The organism is Cellvibrio fontiphilus, assembly GCF_042646205.1.
Taxonomy (GTDB): Bacteria; Pseudomonadota; Gammaproteobacteria; order Pseudomonadales; family Cellvibrionaceae; genus Cellvibrio; species Cellvibrio fontiphilus_A.
Genome location: NZ_JBHRTF010000003.1, coordinates 445,905 through 468,213, shown reverse-complemented (window position 1 = coordinate 468,213; position 22,309 = coordinate 445,905). Strand labels below are relative to the sequence as shown.

Here is a 22,309-nt window from a genome sequence, read left to right as displayed (position 1 = left end):
CAAATCAGCTTTTGTTGCGATCAGCCAAAAAAGCCTTGAATTTAGGGCCCACCTCGGAATGGCGCTCACCGTAAATGACGTTGGCAGCCAAGTATCCAAGTTTTGTTCCGCAATCATGGCTTCGACCTACCAATTGATAGGCTTCAACAGTCTCTAACTTCAAAAGTGCATCCAAAGCATCAGTCAATTGAATTTCACCACCTGCACCAGGCATAGTCTTACCCAACAAGTCCCACACAGTGCGGGAAAGCACATAACGCCCAACAATTGCCATATCGGAAGGAGCATCATCAACCGGCGGCTTCTCCACCATTGCACGAATAGGCGCAGTCTTACCAGCAGGAATTTCAGCACCAGAACAATCTACCACACCATATTTATCGACTTGATCATGAGGGACGCGCTCAACAAGGATCTGACTAAATCCAGTTTCTTCAAAACGACGGGTCATGCCTGCAAGGTTTTCTTGCTTGAGATTACACTCCGCATTATCCACCAGCACATCAGGCAAAAGCACCGCAAAAGGCTCATCACCGACAACAGACTTGGCGCAAAGAATGGCATGTCCAAGTCCTTTGGCCTCCGCTTGACGCACAGAAATCACCGTCAAGCCTGGCGGCGTTATTGATCGCACCTCAGCAAGTAAAGAACGCTTTAAACGAGCCTCCAGCTGGGCCTCTAACTCAAAGCTGGTATCAAAGTGGTTTTCGATTGCATTTTTACTGGCATGAGTGACAAGCACGATCTCTTTGATACCAGCAGCAGCAGCCTCTTCAATTACATACTGAATTAGCGGCTTATCAACCACTGGCAACATTTCCTTGGGAATCGCTTTAGTAGCAGGCAACATACGAGTACCAAGACCCGCAACAGGAATAACCGCTTTTTTTACTTGCATATTAATATCCTTGAAATTGTATGTATAAGGCCGCTGACTCACTTTAGACAACAGCCACTTAGCTGGTTTTTTATTTCAATTTAGCAGTAAATTCTTGCTATTTATTGACAGAAAGTCGAGCGCACGCTCTATTGTTTAACAGCAGTCAATATTTTGGCAAAAACCTCATCAATAGCCATTGAAGTACTGTCTATAATTACCGCATCTTCTGCAGGTCTTAAAGGTGAAACACTGCGGTTTGAATCACGCTCATCACGCTCAGATATATCTTTGATAAGCATGTCCATATCCACAGCCTCACCCTTGGCCGCAAGCTGCTTGTAGCGCCTCTGCGCCCTCGCCTCTGGACTGGCTGTCAGGAATATTTTTGTTTGTGCGTGAGGAAAAACAGTCGTCCCCATATCCCTACCATCAGCGATCAACCCCGGGAGCTTGGCAAATTCACGCTGCCGTTGTAGCAATGCCACGCGAACCGATGGATAGGCAGCAATCTGCGATGCAGACATACTGACAGTTTCATGGCGGATATTATTTGTGACATCACGACCACCCAATAGTATTTGGGTTGATCCAGCATCAACGTTAAATATTACATCCAACTCCGATGCAATTTTTGCCATTTGATGTTGATCATTTAAATCAGCACCTACATTTAACGCAGCAAGAGCAACTAAACGATACAAAGCTCCACTGTCTAATAAATGGTATCCAGTGTGCCGGGCCAACATTTGGCTAAGAGTTCCTTTGCCTGCCCCACTCGGACCATCAATAGTAATTACAACCGGCTCACTTGAACTCATCTGAAAACCTGTAATGGAAGTTGAATATCACACAGTCTGAATACTACTGATTATCGACTGACAAACTGCGACTGGATCAGGCGCATGGGTGATGGGTCGACCAATGACAAGATAACTACTTCCTGCATGGATGGCCGCCGAAGGAGTCATTGTTCTTCGCTGATCATCAACTGGCGATGAATTCAAACGGATACCGGGTGTAACCAAACAAAAGTTCGAACCAAAATTGGATCGCATGAGACTCGCTTCCTGAGCAGAGCAAACTATACCATCAAGGCCACAGCGCTGAGTCAAGGCAGCCAAGCGCATAACCTGATTTTGCGGCGAGTCATTAATACCAACATCCACAAGATCGGCTGTTTCCATACTGGTCAATACTGTTACAGCAATCAATAGTGGGCGCTTGCCGGCTCTCTGCTCCAAAACTTCACGCGCAGCGCCCATCATACGCTCTCCACCTGACGCATGAACATTCACCATCCAAACCCCCAACTCGGCAGCTGCTTTTACTGCCTTCGCCGTAGTATTGGGTATATCGTGAAACTTGAGATCCAAAAATATTTCAAACCCAAGCATCATAAGCCGCTCGACAATCTTAGGGCCGCAGGCAGTAAATAATTCCTTGCCAACTTTTAGCCGGCAATACTGGGGCGGCAAACGCTCAGCCATGGCAATACACTGTTCGGCGTTATCAAAATCCATAGCAACTACAACTTTCGGATCGAATGTGGACATTTTTTAACCTCACAGAAAACAAAAAACCCGGCTTTTAAGCCGGGCTGCCATTAAAACAAAAAATGCTGGAAAGTTCATTGCTCAGCCTGCGATACAGGCACGCACAGCTGATTAAATACGAATATTTTCCCTATTTTGCATCAACGTTGCCTCACCTATACCTTTTACCTCAATTAACTGGTCAACACTTTTGAAGTCGCCATTGGCTTCACGCCAAGCAATAATTGCCTCAGCTTTTTTGATGCCAATCCCCTTTAGCTTTGTCAGCTCAGCCACATCGGCAGTGTTGATATTTATAGCCCCCTGCTGCGCAACAACCTCAGCCTTTACAACGGGATTGGGAGACGGCTCGACTGCAACAGCAAAACTGGCAGCCAAACCCAAAGTGACAACAGACAATATAGACATAAGTTTTTTCATAAAAACTCCCTTTAACGTTAATTGTGATAGCACACCTTATTGCATGCAAACACAAGGTATATTGCTAGCACTTAGGCAACCAGAAGATATTAACTATCCAAGCTGTAAGACATTTCTCACAAAACCACAAAAATAGAACTTAATCTCACAACACATGTAAATGGGCCGACAATTTAAGTAAAAAAAATGCCAGTCAGCATAACCGACTGGCATTTTGAGTTTGGATTAGAATTAATGGCGGGGAATATTAATGTGCTCGAATAATTCATCCAGTTCTGCACGGGAATGCCTGTTAAACGCCTCATTAATAATATCTTTCGTGAGATGCGGGGCAAACTTCTCTATAAAGTCGTACATGAAACCACGCAAAAAAGTACCGCGCCGGAAACCAATTTTAGTCACACTGTCTTCAAATAAATGACTTGCATCCAATGCTACGAGATCAGTATCGGCAGCGTCGCTATAAGCCATGCTAGCTATGATCCCTACCCCTAAGCCCAGGCGCACATAGGTTTTAATAACATCGGCATCAGCTGCGGTAAAAACAACTTTTGGCGCCAAGCCACGATTAATAAAAGCCTCATCAAGCTTGGAGCGACCGGTAAAACCAAACACGTAAGTAACGATTGGATACTTGGCGACCTCCTCCAAGGTAAGATGCGAAACTTGTGCAAGTGGATGATTTTTAGGAACGACAATACTTCGATTCCAGCGATAGCAAGGCATCATGATCAAGTCACTGAATAACTCCATAGCTTCAGTAGCAATCGCAAAATCAACCGTACCATCAGCAGCCATTTCAGATATCTGCATTGGCGTCCCCTGATGCATATGTAGGGCTACTTCTGGGTACTGCTTTATAAATGAGCCAATTACAGGGGGCAACGCATATCGGGCTTGCGTATGTGTTGTCGCCAAAGTCAGCGTACCTTTGCGTTCATTGCTAAACTCCTGCGCAACCTGCTTGATGCTCTCAACTTTTCGCAGGATTTCTCCTGCTGTTTTCAAAATTGCTTCACCTGCAGGAGTAATACGCGTTAGATGTTTGCCACTCCGGGAAAATATTTCAACACCCAGCTCATCCTCGAGTAAACGTATCTGCTTACTGATGCCGGGTTGGGATGTATAAAGGCTCTGGGCAGTGGCGGACACATTCAAATCATGATGTGCCACTTCCCATATGTAACGCAGTTGTTGCAGCTTCATAAGCCCTCCGATTGGCCCACTCACTGGGGACATCGCAATAGCGACATCTATAGTATGTACCCCTTGAGAGCACCCAAGGTTATAAACCAAAATATTTTTATTTGCTAAAAGAATAAACGAGGCTGACTACCCGAAGAGCATTATTAATCTCTAACACCAACCGGGTCTTTTTTACAACTTTAGACTATATCTACCAAATGCAAAGCGACTAACGACTTAATATTACAAAAAGTAGAAAAATTGAGAGTAAAACATCATCAATCGGCTATATGAGCCTCCACAATAGAGAATGCCACCTAGGTGCGATTAGCAATACCGTGAGGCACATGCCAAGTCGACACATGCTCCCGCGCAGACTCGCAGTGCATTTTTTGATCGTCAAAAAAGACATCCGCTCCGTAAGCCTTGAGGAAAGCACCCTTTGCGAGTCCACCCAAAAATAAGGATTCATCAATACGAATATTCCAAGCCCGCAAAGTGCGAATCACGCGCTCGTGTGCCGGAGCCGAGCGCGCAGTCACTAAAGCGGTACGTATGGGGCAATTCTCGCCAAACTCTGCTTGTAACCGATGCAGCGCAAACAAAAACTGCTTGAAAGGTCCACCGCTGAGAGGCTCTTTAGCAGAAGCTTTTTCGCTTTCAGTAAATGCAGAAAGACCCTGCAACTTATAGACCTGCTCTGCTTCGTCTGAGAAAAGAACCGCATCACCGTCAAAAGCAAAACGCAGTTCTTCTTCATTTTCCACTTGCGCCTTGGAGGCAATCAACGTTGCCGCCGCCATTCCATGATCCAAAGCCTGACGCACATCGTCGGGTTCTGTAGAGAGAAACAAATGACACCCAAATGCCGATGCATACCGATAAGGTGATGTGCCACCACTAAAAGCGGCGCGGCTGATAGTTAGCCCATAGTGCTGAATGGAGTTAAAGACTCGTAGACCGGTATCAGCACTATTGCGCGATAATAAAATAACCTCAACCCGAGGCTCACCACCCAGTCTCTCATTCAACCGAAGCAGTTTTTTCACCATAGGAAAGGCATCGCCAGGCAATAAGACTTCATCCTCATGTTCAATCTGATATTTGGCATAAGCTTCCAATCCATTGTTGATGTAAACCTGATGACTTTCATCGAGGTTAAACAAAGCGCGTGAAGATATAGCAATTACTAGTTTTTCACCGAAACCACTCGACATAACTACCTCCACACACAATAAGATAGAACTGCTAATGAAATAAATCACAACTTAATGTAAGACAACTCTGTATAAAACAAGATCGCCAACCTCTTTTTCAACGAAAGCATATTTATCTAGTACAGTTTTGATAATTTTGCGCATGCTATCATCATGGTGCGCAAGCGGTTTATACCAATAAATCAGTTCTATATCATTAGCTTTAAAAAAAGATAAAACATCCTGATCGGTTTGCCATTGAATAGCTGACCTTAAGTGAATTGGAGCGCACCAACTCAAATAAAATGGAGTTCCAGCCAGCGTTGCGCCATTAGAACGAGACATATCAAACAGTACATTTTTAATACCGTATTTATTATTAACATATTCATTCATTAAAATTTCAGGATTTGATCTGGAAAGGATTTCATTTTTCTTATCAACAGAATAATTATTCATATTATTCATAAAAAAATTCCACGAAACACCGGGAATAAACCAAAGATTTATAAGCATGTATAAAAAAAACACCCCACTCAATAAAACCTTATGATGAGAAGTAACTAACAAGTAACCGATTAATACTGAAGCCAAAGGAAGAATAGCGAACATATAGCGCAAGTACTGCATCATGTAGAACATAAGACCTGCATATAGCAGTATAGGTATGCATAATGCCAACCATTTACGAGCATCTTTTTTCACAGCTAACAGAATGATTGCTAAAGGCAATAAGAACAAATACTGGAACCCGCCCACGAAATCTGCGGGAGACTCAAAATAGGATTGTGAATCGAAAAACAGCCCCCAATAAGCATCGAAGGACGCTCCTTTAGTGTAAAGACCATCCTTAAAATTCTCCTCTGGATAAAAAGGCGATTTAAAAATAGCATTGTAGAGAGGGAATACAGGGTTTTTCGTGACAACAAAAGCTACCACATAAGAATGAAGAGCCACAAATCCACCCAAACCAAAAAGTGTTAAAGCACGCCATCCCAAGAGAGTCCGAAAAGGAAACGGATTTTTAAATATGTAGTTAGTCAATACTAGTGAGATGAATAAACCTACTGCCAATATCGCAGCAGGAAGTTTAGTGGCAACTAACAAGCAACCTATTAGTAAAGTAAATAGAACCTTATTTGTTGCAGGTCGCAAGCTATCAAATAAAATCAAACCACCACCAACTGCGAGCACAGCAAGAAATAAGTCAGTCTGCAAACTGAGCAATAAGTTAGCTAGCATCGGCGTACTTGCAAACAATCCTAAAACAAGTAACCGGCCAGCAGATGCAAGATTAAACACACCTAACATAGTCCACATACCCGCTAACACGAGGAAGTAGAAAATTAAGTTTATTGAGGGTCTCGCGTTAGCTCCGGCGATAAGTGAAATTATTGAATGTATTAAATCAACCGAAAATGGAGAAACTGACCAAATAAGTGTATTTACATCAAACAAATATTGATGATGGAAGGTAAGCTGAGTCCACATAGCCAAGTGGTAATTATTATCATCCGACATAACTACAGGCAAGAAGGTATAGGTAGCCACAAAACCCGCAATCCAAACAAATCCTAAAAAATGCCAGTAACGAACTGATAAACATGTAGTTACATAAGTGGAATACTTGGCTTTTATTAGCTCTGCTAATGTGTATCGTAAAGAAGGAATCCCAAAAGTGCCAAAAGGTAACAAGATAATTAGTATGTAAACAAATCTGTAATTAATTTCAAAATGTATCATTACCCCAAAAATAACCAAGTAAATGATAATTCCTGATATCAATAGTTCATAGATTCTGGTTGACTGCGAATGCAAATCCAATAGCCAAAGCAGTAGCCATCCAGTCAATAAAGTGGATGTCAGAAATAGAATGGCGGCAATTCCTGTAGACACTCCAGCTGATAGAAAAACAAATACTCCAATCAGAATTCCAAATACGGGCACAGTTTTTTTGGGGGAGAAAAGATGAGCTATCCCCCCCACTAAAAATACAGCAAGTGTCCACACGCCAAGACCACGCAAGGCATCTCTACTCCAAAAACTAAACCGGCCATTAGCCTCAATATAAACAAAGGTGGCGATCACAATTAATGTGACGGGCAATAACCAAACTATAAATTTTTCTAGTTGTAGTTTATTCACAATCAGCCTCTCTTCAAAACTCCGTTAACTCAAAACTATCCGCATCCAAATGCGCAGGAAAACGCTCGCGATACGCCTGTAATTCTGATGCAAACAACTCAACAACAATAACTGCAGCCTCTTGGCTGGTGGCTATCAAATCACCTGAAGCAGAATAAACACTGGAGTCACCCGCGTAATGCTGATCAGCCTCATCCATACCTACACGATTGACACCAATAACGTAGCTCAGGTTTTCAATCGCTCGCGCTTGTAAAAGACGATTCCAATGTAAGGCGCGAGCACTGGGCCAGTTGGCGACGTACAGAGCCAAATCATAATCGTTTCTGTTGCGACTCCAAACGGGGAAACGTAGGTCGTAGCATATTAGCGGCAGTATTCGCCAACCGTGCAATTCAACCAGTAATCTCTGATGTCCCATAGCATAACGAGTATGCTCACCCGCCATACGAAACAAATGGCGCTTATCGTAATGTTCGTAGGTACCATCGGGTCGCATCCACACCAAACGATTGAAATAATCATCCCCCTTTTTTACCACCAGACTGCCAGTTACTACCGCATTGTATTGCTGAGCCTGTTGGTGCATCCATTGATAGGCGCGACCTCCCACAACCTCCGCGTACTGCCGCGCATTGGCGCAAAACCCGGTGGTAAAAACCTCCGGCAGGACAATTAGATCGACGCTTTTAGATAGCGTTGACAAGGTAGCCGCATAACGGGCTAAATTTTCCTCAACTGCATTCGGTGTAATGATTTGCTGAACCAAACCAACAACCAGATTTTTCACTTGATGTTTCCTCGTAAATCATGATGCGAAGGATGCAACCATAAATAACATACAACCAATGCTATACCCGCTGATAATGCAGCGACTACAAAAGTATTGGTTGCACTGCCATCCCACATCATACCGCCAGCTAATGCGCCGGCAGCGCCACCAGCACCAAAACTAAATGAACTATAAAGCGCCTGTCCCTGTCCTTGATGTCCGCCGGAAAAATAATTACGCACCAATTCAATAGAAACCGAATGTGCAACACCAAAACTACAGGCATGCATTAGCTGTGCAGCCAATAATATGACGAGAGACTCGGCAGCGTAACCAATCAGCAACCAACGTAATGTGGTTATTAACAAACTAAACAACAGTAACCCGCGCAATGAAAACAACTGTAACAATTTGAACATGACAATAAATATCGCCACCTCTGCGAGCACACCAAGCGCCCACAAAAGCCCCGCACTTGAACGCGAATAGCCATAATTATCTACTAAATATAAAGTATAAAAAGTGTAGTAAGGGCCATGACTAAATTGCAGCAAAAAACTAACAACTAAAAAACACAACACAGTTGGCTGCATGACTATTGCCAGAATACCTGAGCGCACTGGAGCATGCTGTCTCACCGTCATATCTTTAAGGCTCAGGCTGGACAACCAGATAAGCGCTAAAAAACTCAGTATAAATATTGGTAAATAGTGAATTGGAAAAAGATCAAACACCCACCCCAAACCAACAACTGCTACCATAAAGCCCATTGAGCCCCAAAGACGAATTTGCCCGTAGCGAGAGTAATCATTCCCTAGATACCCCAGCGTTATCACCTCAAATTGCGGCAGCACCGCATGCCAAAAAAAGGTGTAGCAGCTAACAACCATTACCAGCCACCAGTAGCGGGAATCCACCAATACACCCGCAAAAATAAGCATCGCTAAAAAGCTGCCTATACGAATAATGCGCAAACGCTTTTGGGTGCGATCAGCTAACCAGCCCCAGAAATTGGGCGCGATAATACGTGTAGCAAGAATGATGGCACTGATAACACCGACATCTTGCGAGGAATAGCCCAGAGACTTTAAATAAACGCCCCAATAAGGGATAAGAGCGCCAACTACCGCAAAATAAAAAAAATAAAAGCCGGACAACCGCCAATAAGGTATTGCCTGCTGCGCAAAGGAGGAAAGCATAGTTATGCCATCGTTAATAACGACCAAGAAAATTAATTACCAATAAAAATAGCCGCTCGTTTGAGCGGCTATTTTTATTGGCGAAAAACATCAAAAAGTTACAAATTATTTAACACACCCGGGTATGACCGGTACTGAATGTTTTATCGCACCGTTTTGCCCACGGTTTCGCAACAAATGATCCATTAGTACCAGCGCCAACATTGCTTCCGCAATCGGAGTTGCACGAATACCAACACAAGGGTCATGGCGACCTTTGGTAATGACCTCTACCGGATTGCCATGTACATCAACGCTGCGACCAGGAATATGTAAACTGGAAGTAGGTTTGAGGGCGATATTAGCAACAATATCCTGACCCGATGAAATACCACCCAAAATGCCGCCAGCATTATTAGACAGAAAACCTTCTGGCGTCATTTCATCACGATGCTCACTGCCGCGCTGCTCAACAGAGGCAAAACCCTCACCGATTTCAACACCTTTTACCGCATTGATACTCATCAAAGCATGGGCGATTTCAGCATCCAGCCGGTCAAAAATGGGCTCACCCAAACCAGGTGGGACGTTGGTAGCCACAACCGTTATTTTTGCTCCAATCGAATCCCCTTCTTTGTTTAATGCTTGCATAAAAGTTTCCATTTCTGGAACTTTGCTCGCATCAGGACAAAAAAATGGATTTTGATCAATTTGATCCCAATCCACTGAATCGATTTTTATTGGCCCTAACTGCGATAAATACCCGCGCACTTCTACGCCATGGAAATCCTTGAGGTATTTCTTGGCAATTGCACCCGCAGCTACACGCATCGCCGTTTCGCGCGCTGAGGACCGACCGCCACCGCGATAATCGCGAACACCATACTTTTGCATGTAGGTGTAATCGGCATGAGCCGGGCGGAATTGATCTTTGATATTGGAATAATCCTTGGATCGCTGATCCGTATTTTCGATCAACATACCAATTGGTGTGCCTGTAGTTTTACCTTCAAAGACACCAGATAAAATTTTGACTGAATCTTCCTCGCGACGCTGCGTGGTGTAGCGCGATTGGCCTGGCTTACGACGATCCAAATCAATTTGGATATCCGCTTCACTTATCTCAAGACCCGGTGGGCAGCCATCCACTATAGCGCCGAGTGCTATACCGTGACTCTCACCAAAGGTGGTTACCGTAAATAACTTTCCGTAAGTATTTCCAGACATAGAAATCAAAGACCTGAACAATAAAAAGTGGGCTGATTATACGTGACTTGGCATTAGTGCGCATCGCCAAAGCCAGATGGCCAAGGGATGCGACCTTACAACCAACCGGACATACGTGCTTTGCGTAGATCTTCCGCCTTCAACACAAATACTCCGTGCCCGCCTTGTTCGAATTCAAGCCAGGTGAAGGGCAATGAGGGATAGGCGGCCTCAAGCGCTGGCCAAGAGTTGCCGACCTCAACAATTAACACTCCCTGCTCGCTCAAATAATCTGCCGCCTCCACCAAGAGGCGACGGGTAAAATCCAGACCATCCGCGCCGGAGGCCAAGCCCAGTTCAGGCTCTGCGTGGTACTCCTGCGGCAGACTGGCCATATCCTCAGCATCGACATAGGGTGGATTAGACACAATCAAATCAAACACTTGCCCGTGCAGGTTTTCAAACAAATCCGACTGAATGGCAAATACCCGCTCCCCTACCCCATGCTGCTGGATATTCTCTTCAGCAACCGCAAGTGCGTCATAGGAAATATCGCTCAATTGGACGAAGGCACCGGGAAAAGTGTAAGCGCACGCTATACCAATGCAGCCACTGCCTGTGCATAAATCCAAAATATGCTGCGGTTCAGCGCTCAACCAAGGTTCAAAATGCTTTTGTATCAATTCACCAATCGGCGAGCGCGGCACCAGGACTCGCTCATCAACCACAAAGGGCAAACCAGCAAACCAAGCTTGCCCCGTAATGTAGGCAGCAGGAATTCGCTCCTGAATTCGGCGTGCGAAATTATTTACCACCCGCAAACGTTCAGATTTGGTCAAACGCGCATCCAACCATTCGTCACTCAGTGGCGGCGTCAGATTAATAGCATGCAACAACAGCTGTTCGGCCTCATCCCAGGGGTTATCAGTGCCATGGCCGTAAAATAATTTCGCTGCAATAAACTCGCTGGCACCCCAGCGCATAAAATCCTTGATGGTTATTAATTCATCAACTGCAAGATCAAAATCTGAAGACGACAATGCCATGACCAACCTCTAAGAGAATTTTGAAGCGGTATTCTACCGAATTAATCAGCTCAATCAGGATTTATGTTTTCTAGATAGGTAAGGAACGCGGTAAACTGACTTTTTTGTTGGGCAGTGCGCGACTGCTAATTGAGGAGTAGCTAAATGAAAGAACACTTTGCGAGTATTATCGCCAGCATTGGTGAAGACCTGACCCGCCCCGGCTTGCTGGACACACCTGAGCGCGCCGCAAAAGCATTCCAATTTTTAACCCGCGGATACAATCAAACTCTCGATGAAGTCGTTAATGACGCGCTCTTTCCATCCGAATCCCAAGAGATGATTATGGTGAAGGATATAGAGCTCTATTCGCTGTGCGAGCACCACCTTCTACCTTTTATCGGCAAAGCACATGTAGCTTACATACCGACTGGCAAGGTATTAGGGCTTTCCAAAGTTGCCCGCATCGTTGATATGTTTGCGCGGCGCTTACAAATTCAAGAGCAATTAACAGTTCAAATTGCCGAGTGTGTCCAGCAGATTACTGGAGCATCGGGTGTTGGTGTGATAATCGAAGCAAAACATATGTGTATGATGATGCGCGGCGTTGAAAAACAAAACTCATCAATGAAGACATCTTCAATGTTAGGCTCATTTCGTTCAAACCAAGCAACCCGTACTGAATTTTTATCTCTTCTGCGCGATTAGCTGAAAGACACATCAGATTCCCGCCTCAATCAGAGGCGGGCTACGGATGATGAATTTTCACAATTTCCACGCGCGCGCTTCTATCGCCCTTACCGGCGGGTGCCAAACCACCAACGCCATAGGGCACCAATCGATTGCCACTAACACCAGCGCCAACCAAAGCGGCGATAAGTTGTTCGGCGTATGCCCGGGAACTTTTTTGCTGAAGACTCAACGCCACAGGCTCATAGTCATGGCCAACAATGGCAAACATCCATTCAGGGCGGGCATTAATGACATCAACTAAAGCTTGTAAATGAGCTTGCTTTATTTTGATGCTCACTTTTCCCTGAAGATCACTCACCAGTACATCTGGAAATACGTAGTAGCCATTTGCTTCCAGCGCACGAAGAATAGATTCCGGGTTGGCGGCAATACCAAGGTCATTCACTTGATCCACATGCATTAGGTCAACTTGCATATAAACACGTTTGTTACCGCGCTGAACGGCGTAAAGCGCGACGTAAAAAGGTTTAGCATCCGCATTAATAACCTCATAAGCGCCGTATTGTTGAAACTGATCCAAACCATAGAGCTGAAGAATTTTAAAATGATTATTCGCCCAGGAATTGCTCGTTCCGCAATCGCGGCCGGAACAATGAAACAACTCACGAATGTTGAAGTTTTGAAGTTGATCCAGATAAAAATCAAACCCCCTTCGAGCACTATGGCCTTCCGGCAATTCCAACGTGTAACGAGTCAAACTCCCCATCAGCCGCTGTTGACGGTCTAACCGCCAACTGCCGGATATTTTTTTGTAACTGCCAAGGGCAAATACGTAATCATCAACGGGGCCTGAACTTTGAAATACAACGCGCGCATTGTGATAAGGCTGGAGCAACAGCTCCGCCGCTGAGGACAATTGACATAACCCTAATAGAACGATGGCCAAAAGAACTTTCATAGTAAATCTCGCTGAGTCCAGCACATTAATACGCAACCAATCGCACTTAAGACAATCCCGCAAAAAAAGCATTCAGTTTCTCGGCAACCAATTCGGACTCTTGCTCCATATGCAGATGGTGCCCACCGCCTAACAACTCATAATGCAACTGGGAGAACTGCTGAACTTCACGCATGTAGTTATCATAAAGTTTGGGCAACCCCTCGCGCGCCAGCAATAATTTAACCGGTGCACTGACGCGATCTAAAAAAGCGGCTAGCTGTTCACGCGACATTTTTAATACCGAGGGCGCCATCAATCTGGGATCAGTACTCCAGGTAAAACCATCACCCTTTGGGACCACACCTCTAAGCGTAAGCGCTCTGGCTGCCGCATAACTCAAAGGAAACATACCGCGCTCACGCGCTTTGATCGCGATCTCAAGATCTTTATAAACTGACGGAGTTTTGTGTTGTAACGCGCGCAGCCCTTCGATTGCAGCTGCTAACTGACGCGGCGCATCCAGAGGGCTGGCTGGTTCAGGCAATACACCCTCCACCAGGGCAAGCCCAGTAAAGCGCTCGGGAAAAGTGCCGGCCGCTAATGTACCGATAATAGCGCCGCGTGAATGCCCTAATAATGCAAAACGCCGCCAGCCCATATAATCGGCTACGGCAAAAATATCGTTGATATCATCCCAGAAGGTGTAGGCAGATTGACCGGGGCGTTGACTACTCTGACCATGCCCAGCCAAATCCAGAGCAACCAGATGCACCCCTTGCAAACGTGGAGCAAGCTTGTAAAAACTGGCAGAGTTATCTAACCAACCATGCAAGGCGAGCACCGGAAGCTGCCCAGATGCTCCCCACTCTTGCGCCGCAAACTCAATACCATTAACCGTAAAACGCAACTCATGTGATTCTGGATAAGCCCCCGGGACAAATTGCATTTTTTACTCCCGTGATAGTGTGTCTGGTTATTGGAATATTTGCCGCTTACAGATTTAGACAGAACGCTTGTTAATTCCCCACAGTGCTAACCATCAACATGCTCGATCCAACGAAGATCACCCAAACCCACAGCAACTTCATCCATTTCTATTGACGCCAACGAACTGGTTCCCATGGGATAAAACCCCTCTGGCTTGCCGCAGACCAACCCCAACAAACGCCCCACAAAAGGCTGATGACTCACCAGCAGCAAAGGTTCCCGCAGGGCTGAATAGTTGCTATTCAGCCATTCGATAATCAAGTAAGGATCAGCCTCGGGCACCAACAGAGCTGAAGTGTCTATTGAGATATTCGCGCAGTGCTGTTGCGCGATCTGCGCAGTTTGATGGGCACGAACTAACGGACTAGCCAATATTGCCCTCACTGCAGATATTTCATTGCTGCGTCGAACCAATAGCGCCTTTGTTTCAGCAACACCCTTGGGAGTTAAACGACGCTGCTCATCAGTGGTTATCTGGAGTTCAGCATGACCATGACGCATCAAGTAAATGATCATTTGCTATCCGCTTCATCATCTTTCTGTACAACTACAGGAACTGCGGTTTCGGTCTTGTCAGATGTGGCTACTGAATCTTTAGCAATGGGCCAATCAGCAAACGGAAATGGCTTTTCCTCACTGCTATAACTTAAAAATTTAAGCACTTCGTAAATATAAGTAGATAGTGAATAACCAAAACGTCTCAAATGTTGATTATCTTCACCGGTAACCAGCGAAAAACAGAATTGAACTATCACCAATGCCCACATCACAATACTTGCAAGCTGCAAAATGGCAGCAAACAACAGCATGAAAATCAGCCGGAGCCAGTGTTTACTCGAGGTCAGATTAGATTTCAATTGATCATTGTCCATTAATTTCCCCTTAAGAACTCAACATCATCAGCTTGTTCACCCACCATTAGACTGCGGGCCACTTCAGAAATGGCTCGCCCCTCAAAAAGAACAGAATAGAGCCCATTTACCAGGGGCATGTAGATACCCAACTCTCCTGCCTTTTGTTTTACCTGGCGCAGGGTATTTACGCCCTCAGCAACCTGTCCCAAGGAGGAGACAATTTCATCCAACTGTTTGCCCTGCCCCAGCGCATAACCAACACGATAATTTCGACTTAGGTCAGAGGTGCAAGTGAGTATCAAATCGCCCACGCCAGCGAGCCCTAAAAATGTCATTGGGTTTGCCCCCATAACCTGGGCAAAGCGACTCATCTCGGCCAAGCTTCTGGTCAACAGCATCGCTTGCGTATTGTGGCCTGCCCCCAGCGCAGCAGCCATTCCACACACAATCGCATAGATATTTTTAAGCGCCCCGCCCAACTCAACGCCATAGCGATCATGGTTGGCATAGACGCGAAAAGTCTCAGATTTAAGAGTTTGTTGGACACTACTTATCAAAGCCTCGCTTTCACTCGCAATCACAGTACCTGTCTGTTGCTGCTGGACTATCTCCTTCGCGAAATTAGGCCCACTCAAAACACCAATTGCATGGCCCGGTAATTCTTGCTCAAGAATTTGACTCATCAGAGTAAAACCCTCTGGCTCGATTCCTTTTGCGGTGCTAACCACCATTGTTTGGCCGGCAAGCAGGGGCTTAATCATTTGAGTTACAGCGCGAAATGAATGCGTGGGTATAGAGATGAAGATAAGATCTGCATCCGTAATCGCTGCTGCCAAATCAGCAGTTACCAACAAATCCTTATTGAGTTTATAACCAGGCAAATAGCGCCTGTTTTCACCTTCAGCCAGGATCTCTGCCGCCTGTTCAGCAGAACGCATCCACAAGTATGTAGGATAGCGGTTACAGGCAATAATATTGGCAATCGCAGTTCCAAAGCTACCGCCTCCCAACACCGTTACTTTTAAAATTTTACTCATAAAAAAATCTACTGTTCCGAGCAAAAAACACCGAAGAAAATGTCACCGATAGCGACGAAAAAACTCACAAAACAAACAAACTGTAACTTTTTTGCACAAATTTTTTAACATTAATTTTGTCCACATTTTCTGTGGATAACTTAGTGGATAGTTTTTGGGAAACCACCGCAAAGGCCCATAAAATCTATACCAACAACAAATTGAACAAATTTTAACCAAAGCAATAAAATCATTAAAAATCAATAAGTTATAAAAAAACAAGGAGGGAAAAGCATGTTTTTTCGCATTTTTGCTCAGCTCTTGTACCGAAAGTTATCGTTAGCACAAGACGTGTGCATAAAGAGTTAGTGATTCTTAACCTTAAACTGCAGATAGACCGCAAAGATTCATATTGCAAGATAATTTGCAACAATATCCGTGCTTCTTTTTGAACCAAAAAACATAGTAATCAAAAGAAACAACAAACCGACAAGCAGCAAACTCATTAGCTACAAATCCACCCTCGGACTATAAAGGGGTAAATGCACCATAACTGCCATTTGCATACAAAAGCGGTTCAACCTCTGCACCATTGATAATCACACTACTGATTGCAGCAACCACGATTTTGTGAGTTCCGTAGGTCATTACTTTGTCAGTTTTGCAAATAAACACAGCTTGCGCATCCGCCAGGACTGGCAGGCCGGATCCTTCTTTAACCCATTGGCCGACATCAAAGCGGTTACGCGATGGATCTCGACCGGCACAAATATTTGATACATCCTGATGACTAACCGACAAAACATTGATAGCAAATCTCGCTTCTGGACTACTCAAGTGTGCCTGCTGTGAAACAGCCTGATTAATACACACCAATAACGATGCTGGAGAATCAGAAACAGAAGTGACAGACGAAACTGTCATCGCGAAGCGTTCACCATCATCCAGTGAGGTAGATAAAACGCAAACTCCAGACGCAAGTCTGCGCATACCCTGCTTCATTAACACGGCCAAACTATCATTTTGCATAAAAACTCCCAAACCTAGCGAAGTGCTTATTCTGACTAGGTGATGCTCCGGGCACAAGATTTATGAATTCCCCCATTAAACCCATCAAAAGGCGCGTGACCGCAGAACATTTTTTGTATTGTTGGGGTGCGCCTTAATCAAGCTGGCTAAAAATTAACTGTAATTGCTAAATATTTTATTTTGTTGTGTTTTTTTCGTTGACGACATTAACTCCCATCGCTAATATGCGCACCACTTGAAACGCACAACATTTCAAGTTGTCGGAGTGTAGCGCAGCCCGGTAGCGCGTCTGTTTTGGGAGCAGAATGTCGGGGGTTCGAATCCCTCCACTCCGACCATATTCTTTGTCGAACCTGCGAAGGTTTGATCCAGTATGTGCCCGTAGCTCAGCTGGATAGAGCACCCGCCTTCTAAGCGGGTGGTCGCAGGTTCGAATCCTGCCGGGCGCGCCACATTGGCTGTTAAACATCGCTCAAATCATCTTTTAAAGACATTAGTGGATTAAAAGATCCAATATATGTTTCCTGCTACGGTGGCTGTAGCTCAGTTGGTAGAGCCCTGGATTGTGATTCCAGTGGTCGTGGGTTCGAGCCCCATCAGCCACCCCATATTTTCAAGCCTTCCACAGTAAGTAACAGCTAACAAATAGCAGTTTTCCGAACATCTTTCCGAATACAAATCATTTTTCAATCTGTTGTCTTTCATTTGGTTTGGCTAGCGCCTGAATTACCTTGGCGATACAGGTCGCCTGTGGGAAAATGCGCACAATTATTTCTACTTCTATTTGCAAACACAAAGGTGATTTACCCTCATGTCCGCACTTGTATTGGATGGCAAAGCACTTGCCGAAAAAACTGAGCAGGAACTTTCAGCACGCGTTGCTGCAATGAAAGCGCGCAGCAATGGTCAAACCCCCATTCTGGCCACTATTCTGGTGGGCGATGACCCTGCATCGGCAACTTATGTAAAAATGAAGGGCAACGCTTGCACGCGCATTGGAATGGAATCATTGAAGGTAGAAATGCCATCTTCTACAACTACCGAAGAATTGCTCTCCAAAATTAACGAGCTGAATAACAACCCGAACGTGCACGGGATTTTGTTGCAGCACCCCGTCCCCCACCAAATTGACGAACGCTTGTGCTTCGATGCTATCAGTGCTGAAAAAGATGTAGACGGTGTTACCTGCTTGGGGTTTGGCCGTATGAGTATGGGTGAAGAAGCCTATGGCTGTGCAACTCCGAAAGGCATTATGCGTCTGCTGGAAGCATACAGTATTGAACTTGAAGGCAAACACGCCGTGGTAGTGGGTCGCAGCCCCATTCTTGGAAAACCCATGGCATTAATGATGTTAAACGCTAATGCCACGGTTACTGTTTGCCATTCACGCACTAAAAATCTACCCGAATTGATCAAACAAGCAGATGTTCTGGTAGGCGCGGTTGGCAAGCCAGAATTTATTAAAGCAGAATGGATCAAAGATGGCGCCGTAGTAGTTGATGCCGGCTATCACCCTGGTGGTGTGGGTGATATAGAACTCAAGCCATTGTTAAATCGAGTCGCCGCTTATACCCCGGTTCCTGGTGGCGTTGGACCTATGACGATCAATACGCTCATTTATCAAACCGTAGATTCCGGGGAAAAGAAAATCGGTTAAGCCAGCAGCGGCGCTCAGTTAATCCCCAACCCAGAAACAATAATCGAGACACAACAAAAAACGCCAGGCAGGATTACTGACTGGCGTTTTTTGTTGCGGTATTCCCTTACGTGAATATATTCACTAACGTCCGATTAATTTACCCAGATCCGCAGCCCCCCAATGAGGGAAATGTTTGCGAATAAGTGCATTTAGCTCAATTTCAAATTCACTGTACACACCACTGGCCTGCTGGGTAGCGCCAAGCTGCTCAACAACCATACCTGCGCCCACGGTGATGTTGGTGAGGCGATCAATAATGATAAACGCACCAGTAGCGCGATTGGCAGAATACTTATCGGCTACAACGGGCTGAGTCAAAACCAAATCAACCACGGCAATATCATTTAACTGCAGCTGTTCTACCTCGGAGTGCTCCTGGGTATTAACATCAACACGGTGTTCAATTGCCTCAATTGCGCCACTAACCAGCTTACTTGCAAATTTAAATAAGTATTCAGAACCGGCTTTCGTGGTTTTTTCAGTCATCCACACAACATGTGCCTTCAGGTGATTCGACTGAGGCACCGAGTCTTTCGCCAGCACCAGCATATCGCCACGACTTACATCTACCTCAGTAGTCAGCGTGAGAGTTACTGCCTGGCCAGCAAACGCTTCTTGCAATTCACCATCAAAAGTAACAATCGATTTTACAAAACTAGTTTTGCCGGACGGTAACACACGAACTTCATCACCCACTCGCACAATACCTGAGGCCACATTGCCGCAGAAGCCACGGAAATCCAGGTTCGGACGGTTAACGTATTGCACAGGGAAACGGAAATCTGAAAGATTCTTGTCGCCGGCGATGGGCACAGATTCAAAAATTTTCATTAAGGTTTGACCGGTATACCAGGCGCAACGCTCTGAGCGATTCACAACGTTGTCACCATCCAGCGCGGAAATGGGTACAAACATGACATCCTTCATGCCCAGCTTTGCAGAAAAGGCCAGGTAATCCTGTTTGATTTTTTCAAACGCAGCTTGGTCAAATCCCAGCAGATCCATTTTATTGACGGCAACAACAATATGCTTGATACCCAGCAACGACGCGATGTAACTGTGGCGACGAGTCTGGGTGACCACACCATAACGCGCGTCAATCAGGATTACGGCCAAATCACAGGTCGATGCACCAGTAGCCATGTTACGTGTGTACTGCTCGTGGCCGGGCGTATCCGCGATAATAAACTTGCGCTTTGCCGTGGAGAAGTAACGGTAGGCAACATCAATGGTAATGCCCTGCTCGCGCTCGGCTTGCAAGCCGTCCACAAGCAATGCCAGGTCGATTTTTTCACCGGTAGTGCCATGTTTAACGCTGTCGGAACGTATGGCTTCCAACTGGTCTTCGTAAATCATTTTTGAGTCGTGGAGCAAACGACCAATCAGTGTACTTTTACCATCATCAACGCTGCCGCAAGTTAAAAAGCGCAGCAATTCTTTTTGTTCATGTTGAGCAAGATAAGCGTTGATATCTTGTGCAATAAGGTCAGACTGATGACTCATAGGAATCTCTTTCGTATCAGAAAATCAATAATTGAAAATGTTTCTCTCGCGCATCGATAACGCCGATTAGAAATAACCTTCTTGCTTTTTCTTTTCCATAGAGCCGGAGCTGTCGTGATCAATCACTCGTCCCTGGCGCTCAGACGTTGTGGTCAATAACATTTCCTGAATAATTTCCGGCAAGGTGGTTGCTTCAGACTCAACGGCACCCGTCAGCGGGTAACAGCCCAGCGTGCGGAAGCGAACCATTTTTTCTTCGACCTTGTCATCAGGGCCGATGGGCATGCGGTCATCATCAACCATAATTAACGTACCGTCGCGCTCCACTACCGGGCGCTTGGCAGCAAAATACAAAGGGACAATTGGGATATTTTCCAAGTGAATATATTGCCAGATATCCAACTCCGTCCAGTTGGACAGAGGGAACACACGAATGCTTTCGCCTTTATCAACACGACCGTTATAAATATTCCATAACTCGGGGCGCTGGTTTTTAGGGTCCCAGCGATGGTTTTTATCGCGAAACGAATATACACGCTCTTTTGCGCGCGACTTTTCTTCATCGCGGCGCGCGCCACCAAACGCTGCATCAAAACCGTATTTATTGAGCGCCTGCTTCAGCGCTTGGGTTTTCATGATGTCGGTATGTTTGGCGCTGCCGTGAGTAAAGGGGCCAACGCCCATGTCCACACCTTCTTGGTTGATGTGCACGATTAAATCCCAGCCCAAGTCCTTAATGCGTTGATCGCGAAACTCAATCATTTCACGAAATTTCCAGGTGGTGTCCACGTGTAACATGGGGAAAGGCGGTTTGCCCGGGAAAAACGCTTTCATGGTGAGGTGCATCATGACCGCTGAATCTTTGCCGACCGAATAGAGCATGACGGGCTTATCAAATTCTGCGGCCACTTCACGGATGATATGAATACTTTCAGCTTCAAGCTGCTTGAGGTGAGTCAAGTTGTAGTTTGACATTCGATGGTTACCAAAGTGAGTCTGCGTTGGCGCAATTAGCTGGTGAAAAAGCAGCAGCGATTATATAGAGCCAGCACATAAGATTTAATGACTAATTGTTTCTAAGGTTATTCCCGATAGTTTGGCAACACCAAACTAATCTTTGCTGCTTGGCGCCTGACGTTGCGCCAACATCAGAGTGAATTCATCACGAGCCTCTTTAGCGCGACTAAATACTTTGAGCAAATAGTCGCTATCTTCCTGCTCTATGCCGGCGCGCAAGCGCGACAGGTTGTCGATAAACAAATCCATCGATTGCAAAATCGCTGTTTTGTTTGCACGCATAATGTCATGCCACATCACTGGATCACTGGACGCAATGCGGGTGAAATCGCGAAAGCCGCCAGCCGCGTAGCGAAATATATTGGGATTGTGTATGTCCTGTGCGAGCGTATCCACTAACGAATAAGCAATCACGTGCGGCAAATGGCTGGTTGCACCAAGTACCTCATCGTGCTCCTCCACTGACATGGTTAATACCTCGGCGCCCACCGCGTTCCACATATCTGTGGTCAAACCTAAATGGTAGGCGTCGGTAGTAGATGCAGGGGTTAAGATCACACGGTGATTTTCGTACAAATTAGGGTTGGCAGCGGTAACACCGCTCTTTTCTGAGCCGGCAATGGGATGACCAAGCACTAACTGCGGCGGCACTTCACCAAAGACCTGCTCGGCGGCACGCAACACGCTGCCTTTTACACTGGCACCGTCAGTGATGGTAACCTCCGATGAAATACATTCCTTGATCTCTTGCAACACACTGGTTACTGACAAGGTAGGCACAGAAATAAACACCACATCGCCTTGACGCAGCTCGCTGGCAACCTCGCTCAAGGATGTGTAAGCGCGATCAACTACGCCACGCTCAACAGCCTCAACGCAGGTCTCCGGTTTACGCGCGACACCGATTACTTCCGCACAAGCTCCACGTTGCTTCAGACCGGTAGCAAGACTTCCACCAATTAAACCGATACCAACAACAACAAATTTATTGATCAAAGGCTGCGACATAAG

General features: G+C 45.6%; 22 protein-coding genes and 3 tRNA genes. 5 read left to right on the top strand and 20 right to left on the bottom strand.

The window, feature by feature from the left end; translation table 11 throughout:
- Positions 1 to 4 precede the first annotated feature (4 nt).
- The 11 genes from galU to prmB all read right to left on the bottom strand — a co-directional run bounded on the left by galU (position 5) and on the right by prmB (position 11,581).
- On the bottom strand, positions 5 to 898 hold the full coding sequence (gene galU, locus ACFODX_RS07685; RefSeq protein ID WP_378117710.1) for a UTP--glucose-1-phosphate uridylyltransferase GalU: 894 nt from the start codon (positions 896 to 898) through the stop codon (positions 5 to 7).
- Between the two features lie 128 nt (positions 899 to 1,026).
- Entirely contained in the window at positions 1,027 to 1,698 is a 672-nt protein-coding gene (cmk, locus tag ACFODX_RS07680; protein ID WP_378117708.1) for a (d)CMP kinase, read from the bottom strand.
- 27 nt (positions 1,699 to 1,725) lie between these two features.
- The gene (gene pyrF, locus ACFODX_RS07675) at positions 1,726 to 2,433 is read right to left on the bottom strand and encodes an orotidine-5'-phosphate decarboxylase (protein WP_378117705.1); all 708 of its coding nucleotides are present in this window, start codon (positions 2,431 to 2,433) and stop codon (positions 1,726 to 1,728) included.
- Between the two features lie 111 nt (positions 2,434 to 2,544).
- Positions 2,545 to 2,853 (bottom strand): ComEA family DNA-binding protein, encoded by a 309-nt coding sequence (locus ACFODX_RS07670; protein WP_378117703.1) that lies wholly within the window; start codon positions 2,851 to 2,853, stop codon positions 2,545 to 2,547.
- Between the two features lie 231 nt (positions 2,854 to 3,084).
- Positions 3,085 to 4,059, bottom strand: coding sequence for an HTH-type transcriptional regulator CysB (gene cysB / locus ACFODX_RS07665; protein ID WP_378117701.1), 975 nt, complete (start codon positions 4,057 to 4,059; stop codon positions 3,085 to 3,087).
- A 296-nt stretch (positions 4,060 to 4,355) separates the two neighbouring features.
- Positions 4,356 to 5,255, bottom strand: coding sequence for a 5'-nucleotidase (locus tag ACFODX_RS07660; RefSeq protein ID WP_378117699.1), 900 nt, complete (start codon positions 5,253 to 5,255; stop codon positions 4,356 to 4,358).
- 51 nt (positions 5,256 to 5,306) lie between these two features.
- Positions 5,307 to 7,379, bottom strand: coding sequence for a hypothetical protein (locus tag ACFODX_RS07655; RefSeq protein ID WP_378117697.1), 2,073 nt, complete (start codon positions 7,377 to 7,379; stop codon positions 5,307 to 5,309).
- 13 nt (positions 7,380 to 7,392) lie between these two features.
- The gene (locus tag ACFODX_RS07650; protein WP_378117695.1) at positions 7,393 to 8,169 is read right to left on the bottom strand and encodes an amidohydrolase; all 777 of its coding nucleotides are present in this window, start codon (positions 8,167 to 8,169) and stop codon (positions 7,393 to 7,395) included.
- Positions 8,166 to 9,350 (bottom strand): MFS transporter, encoded by a 1,185-nt coding sequence (locus tag ACFODX_RS07645; RefSeq protein ID WP_378117693.1) that lies wholly within the window; start codon positions 9,348 to 9,350, stop codon positions 8,166 to 8,168. The genes ACFODX_RS07650 and ACFODX_RS07645 overlap by 4 nt, the downstream gene beginning before the upstream one ends.
- Positions 9,351 to 9,455: 105 nt before the next feature.
- Entirely contained in the window at positions 9,456 to 10,556 is a 1,101-nt protein-coding gene (gene aroC / locus ACFODX_RS07640) for a chorismate synthase (protein WP_378117691.1), read from the bottom strand.
- Positions 10,557 to 10,651: 95 nt separating this feature from the next.
- Positions 10,652 to 11,581: a 50S ribosomal protein L3 N(5)-glutamine methyltransferase gene (gene prmB / locus ACFODX_RS07635; RefSeq protein WP_378117689.1), complete on the bottom strand. Its 930-nt coding sequence runs from the start codon at positions 11,579 to 11,581 to the stop codon at positions 10,652 to 10,654.
- A 144-nt stretch (positions 11,582 to 11,725) separates the two neighbouring features.
- On the opposite strand from prmB, the gene folE reads away from it, so the two are divergent.
- Positions 11,726 to 12,268, top strand: coding sequence for a GTP cyclohydrolase I FolE (gene folE / locus ACFODX_RS07630; RefSeq protein WP_378117686.1), 543 nt, complete (start codon positions 11,726 to 11,728; stop codon positions 12,266 to 12,268).
- A gap of 40 nt (positions 12,269 to 12,308) precedes the next feature.
- On the opposite strand, the gene ACFODX_RS07625 is transcribed toward folE, so the two are convergent.
- From ACFODX_RS07625 to ACFODX_RS07600, 6 genes are all read right to left on the bottom strand, one after another.
- Positions 12,309 to 13,211 carry a DUF4892 domain-containing protein gene (locus tag ACFODX_RS07625; protein ID WP_378117684.1) on the bottom strand — a complete coding sequence of 301 codons (903 nt, stop codon included), beginning with the start codon at positions 13,209 to 13,211 and terminating at the stop codon, positions 12,309 to 12,311.
- Positions 13,212 to 13,257: 46 nt separating this feature from the next.
- Positions 13,258 to 14,139, bottom strand: coding sequence for an alpha/beta fold hydrolase (locus ACFODX_RS07620; RefSeq protein WP_378117682.1), 882 nt, complete (start codon positions 14,137 to 14,139; stop codon positions 13,258 to 13,260).
- Between the two features lie 86 nt (positions 14,140 to 14,225).
- Entirely contained in the window at positions 14,226 to 14,696 is a 471-nt protein-coding gene (sixA, locus tag ACFODX_RS07615; protein ID WP_378117680.1) for a phosphohistidine phosphatase SixA, read from the bottom strand.
- Complete coding sequence (locus ACFODX_RS07610; protein WP_378117678.1) at positions 14,693 to 15,052, bottom strand: DUF4389 domain-containing protein; 360 nt, start codon at positions 15,050 to 15,052, stop codon at positions 14,693 to 14,695. Before ACFODX_RS07610 ends, sixA begins: the two co-directional genes overlap by 4 nt.
- Positions 15,052 to 16,071 carry an NAD(P)H-dependent glycerol-3-phosphate dehydrogenase gene (locus ACFODX_RS07605; protein WP_378117676.1) on the bottom strand — a complete coding sequence of 340 codons (1,020 nt, stop codon included), beginning with the start codon at positions 16,069 to 16,071 and terminating at the stop codon, positions 15,052 to 15,054. The genes ACFODX_RS07610 and ACFODX_RS07605 overlap by 1 nt, the downstream gene beginning before the upstream one ends.
- A gap of 507 nt (positions 16,072 to 16,578) precedes the next feature.
- Positions 16,579 to 17,079 (bottom strand): flavin reductase family protein, encoded by a 501-nt coding sequence (locus ACFODX_RS07600; RefSeq protein ID WP_378117674.1) that lies wholly within the window; start codon positions 17,077 to 17,079, stop codon positions 16,579 to 16,581.
- A 261-nt stretch (positions 17,080 to 17,340) separates the two neighbouring features.
- Here ACFODX_RS07600 and ACFODX_RS07595 point away from each other — a divergent pair.
- The 4 genes from ACFODX_RS07595 to folD all read left to right on the top strand — a co-directional run bounded on the left by ACFODX_RS07595 (position 17,341) and on the right by folD (position 18,736).
- A tRNA-Pro gene (locus tag ACFODX_RS07595) sits at positions 17,341 to 17,417 on the top strand.
- Between the two features lie 37 nt (positions 17,418 to 17,454).
- A tRNA-Arg gene (locus tag ACFODX_RS07590) sits at positions 17,455 to 17,531 on the top strand.
- Positions 17,532 to 17,611: 80 nt separating this feature from the next.
- A tRNA-His gene (locus ACFODX_RS07585) sits at positions 17,612 to 17,687 on the top strand.
- A gap of 203 nt (positions 17,688 to 17,890) precedes the next feature.
- The gene (gene folD, locus ACFODX_RS07580) at positions 17,891 to 18,736 is read left to right on the top strand and encodes a bifunctional methylenetetrahydrofolate dehydrogenase/methenyltetrahydrofolate cyclohydrolase FolD (protein WP_378117672.1); all 846 of its coding nucleotides are present in this window, start codon (positions 17,891 to 17,893) and stop codon (positions 18,734 to 18,736) included.
- Between the two features lie 123 nt (positions 18,737 to 18,859).
- On the opposite strand, the gene cysN is transcribed toward folD, so the two are convergent.
- The 3 genes from cysN to ACFODX_RS07565 all read right to left on the bottom strand — a co-directional run bounded on the left by cysN (position 18,860) and on the right by ACFODX_RS07565 (position 22,306).
- Complete coding sequence (gene cysN / locus ACFODX_RS07575; protein WP_378117670.1) at positions 18,860 to 20,281, bottom strand: sulfate adenylyltransferase subunit CysN; 1,422 nt, start codon at positions 20,279 to 20,281, stop codon at positions 18,860 to 18,862.
- Between the two features lie 66 nt (positions 20,282 to 20,347).
- Positions 20,348 to 21,292 carry a sulfate adenylyltransferase subunit CysD gene (gene cysD, locus ACFODX_RS07570; protein WP_378118128.1) on the bottom strand — a complete coding sequence of 315 codons (945 nt, stop codon included), beginning with the start codon at positions 21,290 to 21,292 and terminating at the stop codon, positions 20,348 to 20,350.
- 99 nt (positions 21,293 to 21,391) lie between these two features.
- Positions 21,392 to 22,306, bottom strand: coding sequence for a prephenate dehydrogenase/arogenate dehydrogenase family protein (locus ACFODX_RS07565; RefSeq protein WP_378117668.1), 915 nt, complete (start codon positions 22,304 to 22,306; stop codon positions 21,392 to 21,394).
- Positions 22,307 to 22,309: the final 3 nt, after the last annotated feature.

What these genes read in the sequence shown, in the direction of transcription:
- folD (WP_378117672.1), top strand. Translation starts at nt 17,891, where the DNA reads ATGTCCGCACTTGTATTGGATGGCAAAGCACTTGCCGAAAAAACTGAG.
- cysB (WP_378117701.1), bottom strand. Translation starts at nt 4,059, where the DNA reads ATGAAGCTGCAACAACTGCGTTACATATGGGAAGTGGCACATCATGAT.
- ACFODX_RS07600 (WP_378117674.1), bottom strand. Translation starts at nt 17,079, where the DNA reads ATGCAAAATGATAGTTTGGCCGTGTTAATGAAGCAGGGTATGCGCAGA.
- ACFODX_RS07610 (WP_378117678.1), bottom strand. Translation starts at nt 15,052, where the DNA reads ATGGACAATGATCAATTGAAATCTAATCTGACCTCGAGTAAACACTGG.
- ACFODX_RS07605 (WP_378117676.1), bottom strand. Translation starts at nt 16,071, where the DNA reads ATGAGTAAAATTTTAAAAGTAACGGTGTTGGGAGGCGGTAGCTTTGGA.
- folE (WP_378117686.1), top strand. Translation starts at nt 11,726, where the DNA reads ATGAAAGAACACTTTGCGAGTATTATCGCCAGCATTGGTGAAGACCTG.
- ACFODX_RS07565 (WP_378117668.1), bottom strand. Translation starts at nt 22,306, where the DNA reads ATGTCGCAGCCTTTGATCAATAAATTTGTTGTTGTTGGTATCGGTTTA.
- cmk (WP_378117708.1), bottom strand. Translation starts at nt 1,698, where the DNA reads ATGAGTTCAAGTGAGCCGGTTGTAATTACTATTGATGGTCCGAGTGGG.
- pyrF (WP_378117705.1), bottom strand. Translation starts at nt 2,433, where the DNA reads ATGTCCACATTCGATCCGAAAGTTGTAGTTGCTATGGATTTTGATAAC.
- aroC (WP_378117691.1), bottom strand. Translation starts at nt 10,556, where the DNA reads ATGTCTGGAAATACTTACGGAAAGTTATTTACGGTAACCACCTTTGGT.
- prmB (WP_378117689.1), bottom strand. Translation starts at nt 11,581, where the DNA reads ATGGCATTGTCGTCTTCAGATTTTGATCTTGCAGTTGATGAATTAATA.
- ACFODX_RS07645 (WP_378117693.1), bottom strand. Translation starts at nt 9,350, where the DNA reads ATGCTTTCCTCCTTTGCGCAGCAGGCAATACCTTATTGGCGGTTGTCC.
- ACFODX_RS07660 (WP_378117699.1), bottom strand. Translation starts at nt 5,255, where the DNA reads ATGTCGAGTGGTTTCGGTGAAAAACTAGTAATTGCTATATCTTCACGC.
- ACFODX_RS07670 (WP_378117703.1), bottom strand. Translation starts at nt 2,853, where the DNA reads ATGAAAAAACTTATGTCTATATTGTCTGTTGTCACTTTGGGTTTGGCT.
- sixA (WP_378117680.1), bottom strand. Translation starts at nt 14,696, where the DNA reads ATGATCATTTACTTGATGCGTCATGGTCATGCTGAACTCCAGATAACC.
- galU (WP_378117710.1), bottom strand. Translation starts at nt 898, where the DNA reads ATGCAAGTAAAAAAAGCGGTTATTCCTGTTGCGGGTCTTGGTACTCGT.
- ACFODX_RS07620 (WP_378117682.1), bottom strand. Translation starts at nt 14,139, where the DNA reads ATGCAATTTGTCCCGGGGGCTTATCCAGAATCACATGAGTTGCGTTTT.
- ACFODX_RS07625 (WP_378117684.1), bottom strand. Translation starts at nt 13,211, where the DNA reads ATGAAAGTTCTTTTGGCCATCGTTCTATTAGGGTTATGTCAATTGTCC.
- cysN (WP_378117670.1), bottom strand. Translation starts at nt 20,281, where the DNA reads ATGAGTCATCAGTCTGACCTTATTGCACAAGATATCAACGCTTATCTT.